Raw genomic sequence first — 11,652 nt, forward strand, 5'->3', positions numbered from 1 at the left:
ATGCCTTTACCGATCGTACTTATTGGGGCAGGAGGCCACGCCAAAGTTGTTGCTGATATAATCAGGAAAACGAGAGCCTATGAAATAATAGGTTGTACAGACCCCTGCAAAGATAATGCCCTGATTTCGTGGGGTATAAAGTATTTGGGTACGGACGAGATTTTGCCCGATCTACTGCAGACAGGGGTAAACCGGGCGGCTATGGGTATAGCCGGTTTTAATAATACTATTCGCAGAAGGTTATATGAAAAAATCCGGGAGTTGGGGTTTAATTTTCCAGTACTTTGTCATCCGGCTGCTAATATAGCTCCGGGAGTAAGGCTGAGCGAGGCATCGATTATTATGGCTGCCGCTGTAATTAATCCAGATGTCACTATTGGTGAAAACGTGATTATTAATACAGGAGCAATAATCGAGCACGATTGTATAATAGGACATTCGGCACAAATTGGTCCCGGGGCGATCCTGTGTGGTGGTGTTATAATCGAGGAAGGAGCTTTTATTGGTGCTGGGGCTTGTATCATCCAGGGTAAAAGAATTGGGCGGGGTGCCATAATAGGGAGCGGGGCAATAGTAATCCAAGATGTGCCTGCAGGTGTGACTGTGGTTGGCAATCCGGCCAGGATCAAACCTTAAATTTTAGAGGTGAGGCTATTAATGGGAGCTAAAGTTCTTGTTATAGCACCCCACCCTGATGATGAAACCCTGGGAGCCGGTGGTACGTTACTGCGCCATATTGCCAGCGGGGATGAAGTTTACTGGTGTGTAGTCACCCATGCCTTTGCCGACTCTACTGAAGCCTATTGTAAAGAAAGGATGTTGATGATTGAAAAGGTGAGCCGGGCTTATGGCTTTGCTAAATATTTCCTCCTTGGTTTTCCGGCTGCGGCTTTAGAAACCGTACCTATGCGGCGCATTATCGATGCGTTATCGAAAGTTATTCAAGAAATAAAGCCGGAGATAGTCTATAGCGTGGGGGATAGCGACGTTAATACAGATCACGATGTAGTTTATCGCGCCCTTATGGTAGCCACCAAGCCGGTTTATACGCCTTTCATCCAAGAAATTCTGCTTTACGAAGTTCCATCAAGTACAAACTGGGCGTTCCCAGAAAAGAGTGTTCGCTTTCAACCTAATATATTTGTTGATATTTCTAGATTTATAGAGAGAAAGATAACAATAATGCGCTATTTTGGGGAAGAAATAAAAACATTTCCGCATGCGCGCAGTGAAGAAGGTGTAACAGCTTTAGCTATATTTCGTGGTGTTCAAGTAGGTATAACCCAAGCTGAGGGGTTTAGATTAATTAGGAAGATGATTCGGTAAGATTCATATATGGGGGTAAATAACCAGCCATGTATGATGTAACAGAGGAAGTTTTATGGGCAGATAAACTCGAGGTTTCATTATTACCGCGTACGATCAATCTTGAGTTTACTAATAGATGCAATTTAAGATGTGATTTTTGCATAAACCATCAACCAACGTTTAGGGAAAAGGGGGATTTGCCGGAGCATATTTTAGATAATCTTATTATAGAATTACCACCAAGCACTGAAATTTCTATATGTGGTGTAGGGGAGCCGACCCTCCACCCAAAGTTTAGTAGATACTTAGAAAAACTAAGTTCTCATTTCACTAACCTCTCGTTAGTGACCAATGGTCAAAACCTTACACCAGCAATCATTGATAGTGTTATAGCTTCCAATATTAATAAAGTGATTGTTTCCCTTGACTATTTTTCCGAAGAAACGTATAAAATGCGTAAAGGTGGAGACCTCGAACATGTTTGTCAGGGAATTAAAGAGTTATTTGCTGCTAGAAAAAATATTAAAAATAAGTTATCTATCCAAATAAACATGTTAGCACAAAAAAACCAAGAATCGGAAATTGAGAGGGCGATTTCATTCTTTAATCAATTTTTAGGACCAAAAGATTGCATATATACAAGGTCAATTAAGACTTTAGCTGGGCAGGTTAAAGTATCAACTATGACTGAGGATTCTTGGCTGGGATTAGAAAAATTTAAAGAAGATTTATCTAAACGGATAGATACTTCTAAGTTTGTTGTGGAAAATTGGTGTAGGTTGTTAAAACTAAAGGGACCCATTGAAAAAAGGAAAGCATGTCGGCATCCATATAAATACTGTATGATCTTATGGGATGGTACAGTTGTCGGATGTTGTATTGATTTTAATGGCCACTTAAAGATGGGAAACCTTAACAATGAAAGTCTATATGAGATTTGGACAGGTGAAAGGTATAATCGTTTTAGACGCGCTATGGAAAAGTTGGATTTCAGAAAATATAAGTTATGCGAAAGCTGCGAGGAATGGTATAAATGCATATAAGCCCAAAACAGATATATATATACATTTTAAGTAATCCAGATGAAAATAATTGGCGAGGGGTACCTTCTCCTTTTTGGAATCAAATAGGTAGTTTGTGGCAAATTGAATTATTGCTTCATAGATTAGCTTTAATAAAGTTTAGTCATCGTGTTATAATTTCATTACCCAATGGGTATACCGATGCGCGATTAGGAGAATTAATTCCAAAATATAATTGCCAAATTAAATTTGGAACGCGCTCTTTGTTAGAAAGAGAAAAAGAAATTATAGACTCCTTAAACCCTCAAGATCTAGCATTATTTTTTAAAGTTGAACACGCTTTAGTAGATTATATAGAGATAAATGACCTATTATCGATCCTAGCTAATGATAGTTGTAAAGAAATCCAATTATGTGGGTTTATACCTGGCACAATGCCATATAAAATTGTGTATGGTTCGGGTAACGGTATGAAGCTTATTGAGAGTAATAAATTAGATAATATGAGATTTGGGGCAGAAATATCCGATAATGATAAAATACGAAGTTTCTCATGGATTGCAAGCAAATTGGGTTCGCGAATTTTAGATATAACAATTGAACAGTTGAGTTCATTTCTTCAAGAAAATAGAATAAGTATTATGTTTTTCGGTGAAGAAATAGATTATGAAACTATAGATCGATGTGATTTTTGTGGAGGGGGTCTAGATTATCTTCCGATATCCAACACATTACCTATAAACTCTTTCATTCCATGTGATAGATCATATTACATGAATTGTAGAAATTGTGGGTTAGTACATCTTAACCCACGTCCTTCAAAAAATTATCTGAGTCTCTTATATAACTCAAATTATGCTGTGGAACGTTCAGGGAAAGCTCTTTTATCAAGGCATAAAAATTGGCAATGGGTCTTAAAAAAGTTACCTCGAAAACAGAATTTTAGCTTACTGGACGTCGGCGGTAACAGTGGTGAATTCGGAGAATTTTTGGATAAAAAAATTTGTGAATATCATTTAACAGATATAAGTGATTCAGCATGTTCATTAGCGAGTGCCAAGGGTATATTAGCTTTTCAAGGAAGATTTGATGAGATTGATTTCCCTAGAAAATATGATTTTATAACTATGTTCGAGTTACTGGAACACCTTCCTCTTGCAAACATAAAAAAATACTTATATAAAGCGGCTTCATTGGTTAAACCCGGCGGTAGTATTTTCATCAGTACGCCAAATCACGATAGTTTACTTAATAAACATTTTGGATTAGCTTATGCAGCCGTTCCTTACCATTACTATTTATTTTCAGCCAGTACATTGAAACGGATAGTAGAAAGGTCAATAGGGTGTAAGACTTCAATAGAAGAAACATGTTGTAATTTAGTGAACCTGTGGGGGTGGAAAGAACATTGGGAACATTTTGTTTTAGGGAAGGATAAAAGGAAATTAGCTTCAAACCTCAATGTAAACAATTATCAATTTTTAGATGATGATTTATTGCTACAAATAAAATTGTAAACATCAAGGGATAAAAAGATGAATAACCGGGTGAGGATACTTCTCACAGCCACAGGTGGGTTGGCGGGATATTCCCACTACCATCTTCTTAAGCGCATCCAGGCTTTTCAAGTAGAGGTAGTAGCAGCCGATATAAATAATAGTTTCAACTATACGACCTTTACTGGCGAAACCCTGGAGATTATTCCAAGAGGGGAAGAGGAAGGGTTTATTGATGCCCTGCTTAAAATCTGTATCAAAAAAGGAGTCAATGTCGTCTTCCCGTGTAGCTCCAATGAACTTGTGCCTCTAGCGAGAAATAGGGATCTTTTTAAACGTCATGGAGTTGTTGCAGCCGTTCCCCATAATCCCATAGAATTAGCGGTGGCTTGCGATAAGCTGAGTGCCTTGGACAGAGTAGCTCAACAACCAGTGCTTGCCAACTTTGTCCCTAGATACTGTCGTCTAAGTAACAAAGTTGACTTGTACCATGCTGCCTATAAGCTAGGCTACCCCCACGAAAAAGTAGTATTTAAATCCCGTTTTGCCCAGGGAGGCCGGGGGATGATCTTGTTGGGAAAGCCAACAAAGGACGAGTGGCTGAGCAGCAAACATGGGGGAGCGATGCCCTTAGAATGGCTGGACTTGCTTGTAGAAAAGAACGACCTCGCACAATATTTTGTTATGGAATACCTGCCAGGTAAAGAGTACAGCGTTGACGTATTGTGTTATGAAGGGAAGGCGGAGATTATTATACCCAGGGAGCGAAAAGTGGTTGTGGATGGCAAGGCGGCTGTCAGCAGGCTGGTATGGCATGAGGGATTGCTAGCCTGTGTAAGGGAATTAATCAAACTGTTCAATCTGTCCTACATTGTGAACCTCCAGTTTAAAGAAGATAAATGTGGACAACCCAAGCTTTTAGAAATAAATGCGCGGGTCCCTGGTACTCTGGCTGCCGACCTAGCGGGAGGCATCAATATGTTCGAGGAAGCCCTAAATTTAATCTACTATGGGCGAGTTAAAAACCGTGAGGTGCGTTGGGGAACAGAATGCGGTCGCTTTTTCCAGGAGCTTTACCGGTAATAGCAGATAACCACATACATTCAACTTTTTCCGATGGCCAAGATGAGCCGGAGGATATGATACGAGCCGCTTTATCTCTAGGAATAAGATGTCTTTGCTTTACTGATCATGCACGCAAAGAAAGTGATTATATTCCAACCTATTTGGAAGAACTTGAAAAGTTAAAGAAAAAGTATAGAGATAGGGATATCACAATTGGAAAGGGACTGGAAGTAAAGTTTATTGACGAGCAAGGAAATATCGATTTTAATTTATTGTGGGCTCATAGAATCGATAATTTAATTATTTCCTTCCATGAATTTCCTGGCGAAGTTTATCAAAATAAAGGACAGCTTGAATTTAAAAAAACATGGTTTGAAACTTTAAGAGGCTTTACTAGAAAGCATTTAATTATACTTAAACAAGAAAATCCCAAGCTAAGAGTAATTCTGGGTCATCCTTTTAGTATGTGGTTAAAGCTCGGGTTATTTCCAGAACAGAATGAAGTTAGCAGATTAATAGCGCTTGCTAACCAGGCGGGCTTTGGATTGGAAATCAATGTTAACCCAAAGCATCGTTTAAATGATGAATATATCCAGCTTATTGTTAACTCATGTTCTATTATTAGCTGGGGCACAGACTCTCATTCTTGCCTGGAACTAGCAAATAATTCGTCTAGCTTGCTAGAAGCCAGACAATTATATGGAGGTATAAAATCAGGTTATTATGACCCGGCGTAAGGTAATGGTAGTAACAGGTATTCGATCTGAGTATTTTTTGTTAGAGCCTTTATTAGAGGGAATTGAAGCCTCATCTAAACTAGAACTTATAATTGTGGCAACAGGAGCTCATCTTAGTCCCCGCTATGGTTATACATTAGATCAAATTAAGAATAGGTTCAATGATGTAGAAACTATACTATCCCTATTTGATACAGATGAATTGATAGGAAGAGTAAAAGGGCTGGGGTTAATTACAATGGAGCTTGCTGAAATTGTAAGGCGACGGAAGCCTGACTTTTTACTTGTGCTGGGTGACCGCGAGGAATCCCTTGCAGTGGCTACCGTAGGTAATTATTTGAATATTCCTGTCGTACATCTGGGCGGAGGGGATCGGGTAATAGGAAATGTAGACGACCATGTACGCCATGCGGTTACTAAAATGGCTCATTTACATTGCCCTTTTACGGTTCAGAGCGGACGGCGTATCCTGCAGATGGGCGAGGAAAAATGGCGCGTAACTGTAACTGGCTCTCCAGGGCTTGATGCCATAAAATCACTACCCGACCTTTCTTTAGAGGAACTGGAAACCAGTTTAGGTATCTCTTTGGGTGCCAAGTATTTTGTTTTACTCCAGCATCCTATCTCTTCTGAGTTTAGTGAAGGAGCCTCCCAGATAGATGTTACCTTACAAGCTATAGTTAAGGTAGGGCTACCAACTGTAATTATCAAGCCAAATTCCGATCCCGGAACTCGACGGATGATAGAGGTTATTGATGAATATGTACGTAAATATACTTTTTTGCGGGCATATACTAATTTACCGCGCCTACAATTTGTAAATCTTTTGCGTCATGCTGTTGCTTTAGTTGGTAACTCCAGTGCAGGTATCCATGAAGCCCCTTTTCTTCATTTGCCAGCAGTAAATATCGGTAACCGGCAAAAAGAGCGAGAACATTCTAACAACATTATATTTGTACCTTTTGATGTTGACACAATTGCTATGGTGCTAGAAAAGCTTGCGTTTGACACTGAATACCGTTTACAATTTTCCAAGTGCATTTCTATTTATGGGGACGGGAATGCGGTTCCACGTATTGTCCACTTATTAGAGAGTGTAGAGATAGATCGCAAATTGCTTTATAAAGATTTTATTGATCTTCCTGAAGATAACTGGGAGTGGGGAAATGGGGAACCAGAATGTTTTTATAATAGCCGAAGCGGGCATCAACCATAATGGCGATTTGCAGCTGGCCAGGAAACTGGTAGATGCGGCAGTAGAAGCGGGGGCAGACGCCGTAAAGTTTCAGACTTTCAAAGCTGAAGAAGTAGTTACCCCCGGCGCCGAGAGGGCCCAATATCAAAAGGATAACATGCCTGAAAAAGACGAAAGCCAGCTGGAAATGATTAAAAGGCTGGAATTGAGCTACGCCCAATTTCGGGAGCTTTATGCTTATTGCCGGCAGAAGGGAATTATTTTTCTCTCCTCTCCTTTTGACCAGGAAAGCATTGATTTTCTGGCCGAACTGGGAGTGCCATATTTTAAGATCCCTTCGGGAGAAATAACCAACTATCCTTTTTTGCGTCGGATCGCCGGGAAAAAGCGGCCGGTTATCCTTTCCACCGGCATGGCGACCCTGGGTGAAGTAGAGGGAGCATTACAGGTTTTACGGGAAGCCGGGGCGAAGGACATCACCCTGCTGCATTGCACCACCAATTACCCGGCCCTGCCGGAGGAGGTAAATTTAAGGGCTATGCTTACCATGAAGCAGGCCTTCGCTCTTCCGGTGGGCTATTCAGATCACACTATGGGTATCGCCGTACCCATAGCGGCAGCGGCCCTGGGAGCAGAAGTGATTGAGAAGCACTTAACCTTGGATCGCAATCTTCCCGGCCCGGACCATCGCTCCTCTCTGGAGCCGGGAGAATTTAAAGAAATGGTCGCGGCCATCCGCCAGGTGGAGAAAAGCTTGGGAGACGGCATCAAACGGCCCGCCCCGGGCGAGCTGGCCGTCATGCCGGCGGCTAGGCGCAGCCTGGTGGCTACCAGGGACATAGCCGCCGGGGAAATAATCACGGAATCTTGCCTGACCGCCAAAAGGCCGGGGACGGGCATCCCGCCGAATTTCTGGGACGTGGTGGTGGGCCGGCAGGCCCGCCGGGATATTGCCTCCGGGAGTATTTTAAGCTGGGATATGATTTGAAAGGACAAGGGATTAACCATGGGCTGGCACGATGATAAACTCGGGGAAATCTGGGCCCTGCCCGGGGAGAGCTTGAAGCTGGCCCTGCCGCGGATGGACAGGGCCGGCCTCCAGGTGCTTTTAGTAGGAGATGCCGAAAGGCATCTTTTCGGCATCATCACCGACGGCGACATTCGCCGGGCACTGTTGCGGGGTGAAAGCCTGGACGTGCCCGTCGAGCAGGTCATGCAGGCGCAGCCCAAGGTCCTGTCGGCCGGTGTGTCTTTAGATGTGGCGAGAAGGTTGATGTTGAACCATAATATTCGCCATATTCCCCTGGTAAATAATGAACATCAGGTAGTGGATTTGCTCCTATGGATAGATTTATTTGGGAGCAAGGTGGAGGCGAGGCCCGAACCGGTGGTTATTATGGCTGGCGGCAAAGGTACCCGGCTGGACCCTTTTACCAAGATTTTACCCAAACCGATGATCCCCCTTGGCGATAAACCAATAGTAGAAGTTTTAATGGATAGATTTTATGACCACGGATTTTCGCAGTTTATTCTTTCAGTGGGCTATAAAGCTGAAGTAGTAAAGTTATATTTTAACGATAGCAACGGCCGGCCGTACAAAGTAAGCTTTGTCCAGGAAGATGAACCCCTGGGTACCGCCGGCGCCCTGGGGCTCCTGCGGCAGCAGCTGCAGAGAACCTTCCTGGTGACCAACTGCGACGTCATCATTGAGATGAATTACGGGGAATTGCTGCGTTACCATCATGAGAAAGGGAATGCCCTGACTATAGTGGGAGCCCTGCGGGATTTTACCATTCCATACGGCGTTTTGCGTACCGAGGCCGGGGAATTTCACCAGATAGAAGAGAAGCCTAGTTTTCATTTTCTGGTCAACATCGGCCTGTATGTGCTGGAACCCGAGGTTTTAGAGGGCCTTGAGAATGGATCTTTTATCCATATGACGGATTTGATTATGGCCGCTAAGGATAAAGGCCTGCGGGTGGGGGTATACCCCCACCATGGTCGCTGGTTCGACATCGGCCAGTGGGACGAGTACCGCCAGACTCTGCGGGCCTTTGAAGGCCTGGTATAAGATAACTGCCGTTCGCCATTGCGAATCGACCGGCCAATGTTTCTGAAAACATTGGCCAGATCAAGTTCTAATTGCCGCAGTGAATACGGGAGTCATTGAGTTCAGCCGGTATCCCGAGACAGTTCCAATTTGCAATTAAGTTCTCTCTCATGAGTGAAGACAGCCAGGTTCGAGGTCGTTTAGGCATCCGTGTGCGCAAGCGAAAGGGGAGAAACTGTTGTATCAAGGTAAAACCATCCTCGGTTTTATCCCCGCCCGGGCCGGGTCTAAAGGCGTGCCGGGGAAAAACATCAGGCCCCTGGCGGGGAAACCTTTGATCGTCCACACCATCGAGACCGCCAGGGCAAGCGGTGTTTTCGACTGCCTGCTGGTATCGACTGACGGCGAAGAGATCGCCAGGATAGCCAGGGAAGCCGGGGCGGAAGTGCCGTTTATGCGCCCGGCGGAACTGGCCACCGATACGGCTCGCGGAATCGATGCCCTGACCCACGCCATGGCCTGGTGTGAAGAACACGGGAGCCTTTATGATTGGGTAATGGTCTTGCAGCCAACCAGCCCGTTACGCTCCGTTGACGATATCCTGGGAGCATGCCGGTTGATGCTGGAACGCGATGCTCAAGCAGTCGTTTCGGTATGCCAGGTTGACCACCACCCCTGGTGGTGTAACACTCTTCCCGAAGATTTAAACATGGAAAACTTTATCCGGCCTGAGGCTTTGAATTTAAACCGGCAGGAATTGCCTGTCTTTTATCGCTTGAATGGGGCGATATATATGGGCGAATGGGAATTTTTTAAAAAGGGAAGCTCCTTTTATGGCCCGCGTACTTATGCTTATATTATGCCATGGGTGCGGTCAGTAGATATAGATAGTGAAATTGATTTTACCCTTGCAGAAATATTACTAAAGGGCAGTTAATATAATTCACTTTTTTTATGTTTTATTCCAACAGTAGCTTTATATTTTGAGGTAACAATTTAGAAAACATCGTTTCTATTAAGACCGTATGCGCAGGCAATACGGGGTGATTTATAATGGACCCAGGATTTTAGACACGAAAAATGGGGGTCCTAAGCGTCAACATGGGTACTAGGAAACATTATCCAGCCGAGCTTAAGGCTAAAATCGTACTGGAAATTTTCAAGGAAGAAAAATCCATCGCCCAAATCGCCTCCGAATATGGTATCCACCCCTCTGTCCTAAACCGGTGGAGAAATACGGCAGTAGAGAAACTGCCTTCCCTCTTCATCGATGAAACGAAAAATCTGGAGAACATGAAATCCGAATACGAGAAAAAATCCAAATATATTTTATAATACATACAGCGGATTATATTGGAGAAGCATTTATTGTCTTTGAACCATGGTTCTTAGGACGTGGGTCGATGATGTGTGGGAGCTGGAATCCGTACAAACTAGAAGAAGCAACTAATCATTTTCTGGATATGTTAAACTATATTTTAACCGAAAAGTAGCTATAGTTGATGAGCAAGCGGCAATTAATTAACGGTCTGGGCGCTTTAAGGGTAGGATAAACTATTTTAAATTTTACATGGACATCTGAGTGAACACCTAAAACTCTAATAAGGAACTAAATAATTTTGTCCGATTGACGATATTAAAAGATGCGAGAACGGAAGTCATGAAAGATCCTTTTTAGGGGGTGGTGGGTGACCTAAAGCAAAAGGACACTTATTATTAGAGCATTTTTTGTTGTGGATCCAGAAGTTATTGCTGAACTAAAGTTTACGGCAGGGAAGCCGAACCAAAAATCAAGGAGGATGAAGCAGGTTGATTATCAATCACAACGTTTTTGCCCTCAACGCTTATCGCAATTTAACGGTCACGAATAGTAACATGGCTAAAGCTATGGAAAAACTGTCTTCGGGCCTGCGGATCAACCGGGCCGCCGATGATGCTGCTGGTCTGGCCATCAGCGAAAAGATGCGCGGTCAGATCCGGGGTTTAAATCAGGCGGTGCGCAATGCCCAGGACGGCATCTCTATGATCCAGACGGCTGAAGGTGCGTTAAATGAAACCCACGCCATTTTACAGAGGATGCGAGAGCTGGCGGCTCAGGCGGCAAATGATACTTTAACCGCTGATGATCGCACGCAGATCCAAAAGGAGATCAATCAGCTGACAGAAGAAATCGACCGCATCGGCCGGACAACGGAGTTTAACACCCAGGCTTTGTTGGACGGGAGCTTTACTGGTAAAAAGATTCAAATTGGTGCCAATCCCAATCAAGATCTTACAGTTGATATTAACAGTATGAGAGCAGCAAAAGTATCAGGTACTACCGTAACAGCAGGCGGCTTGGACGTTGTCCAAAATAAAGGCGTAAAAGTAAGCGGTACTGTGGTAACATCTGCTACAGGAAACTCAGCAGTTAATTATATTAAACTTATAAATGCTAATGGTACTGCCGTAACCGCCTATGCAGTCAGCGTAATGACCAACTCCGCTGCCAATGCGGCAATAAAAATTTTCCAAGATGCAATTGATAAGGTTTCAACCGAGCGCTCCAAGCTTGGCGCCATTCAGAACCGCCTGGAGCATACTATTGCCAATCTGAGTGTTGCTTCAGAAAACCTGACGGCAGCCGAATCCCGTATCAGGGATGTCGATATGGCCCAGGAAATGATGAACTTTACCAGGAGCCAGATCTTAAGCCAGGCAGGCACGGCTATGCTCGCCCAATCGAATCAGATCCCGGCGACGGTTTTGCAGTTACTCAGGTAAATATATTTCACCTCGG

Annotated in this window: 12 protein-coding genes; all 12 read left to right on the forward strand. The window is 43.5% G+C overall.

From position 1 onward, the window contains the following. The 12 genes from MHFGQ_RS03935 (at position 1) to MHFGQ_RS03990 (ending at position 11,636) form a co-directional block, all read left to right on the forward strand. Entirely contained in the window at positions 1 to 636 is a 636-nt protein-coding gene (locus MHFGQ_RS03935; protein WP_106006006.1) for an acetyltransferase, read from the forward strand. A gap of 21 nt (positions 637 to 657) precedes the next feature. Then, positions 658 to 1,326, forward strand: coding sequence for a PIG-L deacetylase family protein (locus tag MHFGQ_RS03940; protein ID WP_106006005.1), 669 nt, complete (start codon positions 658 to 660; stop codon positions 1,324 to 1,326). Positions 1,327 to 1,355: 29 nt separating this feature from the next. After that, entirely contained in the window at positions 1,356 to 2,351 is a 996-nt protein-coding gene (locus tag MHFGQ_RS03945) for a radical SAM protein (RefSeq protein ID WP_106006004.1), read from the forward strand. Then, a complete protein-coding gene (locus MHFGQ_RS03950; protein ID WP_106006003.1) occupies positions 2,342 to 3,847 on the forward strand; it encodes a class I SAM-dependent methyltransferase in 1,506 nt (501 codons plus the stop codon). Before MHFGQ_RS03945 ends, MHFGQ_RS03950 begins: the two co-directional genes overlap by 10 nt. 18 nt (positions 3,848 to 3,865) lie before the next feature. Continuing rightward, positions 3,866 to 4,909, forward strand: a complete 1,044-nt coding sequence (locus MHFGQ_RS03955; RefSeq protein WP_106006002.1) for an ATP-grasp domain-containing protein — start codon at positions 3,866 to 3,868, stop codon at positions 4,907 to 4,909. Beyond that, complete coding sequence (locus tag MHFGQ_RS03960; protein WP_106006001.1) at positions 4,876 to 5,628, forward strand: PHP domain-containing protein; 753 nt, start codon at positions 4,876 to 4,878, stop codon at positions 5,626 to 5,628. Before MHFGQ_RS03955 ends, MHFGQ_RS03960 begins: the two co-directional genes overlap by 34 nt. A 4-nt stretch (positions 5,629 to 5,632) precedes the next feature. After that, positions 5,633 to 6,844 carry a UDP-N-acetylglucosamine 2-epimerase gene (gene neuC / locus MHFGQ_RS03965; RefSeq protein ID WP_170066349.1) on the forward strand — a complete coding sequence of 404 codons (1,212 nt, stop codon included), beginning with the start codon at positions 5,633 to 5,635 and terminating at the stop codon, positions 6,842 to 6,844. Continuing rightward, positions 6,795 to 7,811: an N-acetylneuraminate synthase gene (neuB, locus tag MHFGQ_RS03970; RefSeq protein ID WP_106005999.1), complete on the forward strand. Its 1,017-nt coding sequence runs from the start codon at positions 6,795 to 6,797 to the stop codon at positions 7,809 to 7,811. Before neuC ends, neuB begins: the two co-directional genes overlap by 50 nt. An 18-nt stretch (positions 7,812 to 7,829) precedes the next feature. Further along, a complete protein-coding gene (locus tag MHFGQ_RS03975; RefSeq protein WP_106005998.1) occupies positions 7,830 to 8,894 on the forward strand; it encodes a nucleotidyltransferase family protein in 1,065 nt (354 codons plus the stop codon). A 217-nt stretch (positions 8,895 to 9,111) separates the two neighbouring features. Next, positions 9,112 to 9,810, forward strand: a complete 699-nt coding sequence (locus tag MHFGQ_RS03980; RefSeq protein WP_106005997.1) for a cytidylyltransferase domain-containing protein — start codon at positions 9,112 to 9,114, stop codon at positions 9,808 to 9,810. 164 nt (positions 9,811 to 9,974) lie between these two features. Continuing rightward, positions 9,975 to 10,208, forward strand: coding sequence for a transposase (locus MHFGQ_RS03985; protein WP_170066348.1), 234 nt, complete (start codon positions 9,975 to 9,977; stop codon positions 10,206 to 10,208). A 474-nt stretch (positions 10,209 to 10,682) separates the two neighbouring features. Continuing rightward, on the forward strand, positions 10,683 to 11,636 hold the full coding sequence (locus MHFGQ_RS03990; protein ID WP_106005995.1) for a flagellin: 954 nt from the start codon (positions 10,683 to 10,685) through the stop codon (positions 11,634 to 11,636). The last annotated feature ends 16 nt before the right edge of the window (positions 11,637 to 11,652 follow it).

The sequence above is a fragment of the Moorella humiferrea genome (genome assembly GCF_039233145.1).
Classification (GTDB): Bacteria; Bacillota; DSM-521; order Neomoorellales; family Neomoorellaceae; genus Neomoorella; species Neomoorella humiferrea.

Bases quoted from the DNA above. Each gene is read 5' to 3' on its own strand.
- MHFGQ_RS03935 (WP_106006006.1), top strand. From the start codon at position 1: ATGCCTTTACCGATCGTACTTATTGGGGCAGGAGGCCACGCCAAAGTT.
- MHFGQ_RS03940 (WP_106006005.1), top strand. From the start codon at position 658: ATGGGAGCTAAAGTTCTTGTTATAGCACCCCACCCTGATGATGAAACC.
- MHFGQ_RS03945 (WP_106006004.1), top strand. From the start codon at position 1,356: ATGTATGATGTAACAGAGGAAGTTTTATGGGCAGATAAACTCGAGGTT.
- MHFGQ_RS03950 (WP_106006003.1), top strand. From the start codon at position 2,342: ATGCATATAAGCCCAAAACAGATATATATATACATTTTAAGTAATCCA.
- MHFGQ_RS03955 (WP_106006002.1), top strand. From the start codon at position 3,866: ATGAATAACCGGGTGAGGATACTTCTCACAGCCACAGGTGGGTTGGCG.
- MHFGQ_RS03960 (WP_106006001.1), top strand. From the start codon at position 4,876: ATGCGGTCGCTTTTTCCAGGAGCTTTACCGGTAATAGCAGATAACCAC.
- neuC (WP_170066349.1), top strand. From the start codon at position 5,633: ATGGTAGTAACAGGTATTCGATCTGAGTATTTTTTGTTAGAGCCTTTA.
- neuB (WP_106005999.1), top strand. From the start codon at position 6,795: ATGGGGAACCAGAATGTTTTTATAATAGCCGAAGCGGGCATCAACCAT.
- MHFGQ_RS03975 (WP_106005998.1), top strand. From the start codon at position 7,830: ATGGGCTGGCACGATGATAAACTCGGGGAAATCTGGGCCCTGCCCGGG.
- MHFGQ_RS03985 (WP_170066348.1), top strand. From the start codon at position 9,975: ATGGGTACTAGGAAACATTATCCAGCCGAGCTTAAGGCTAAAATCGTA.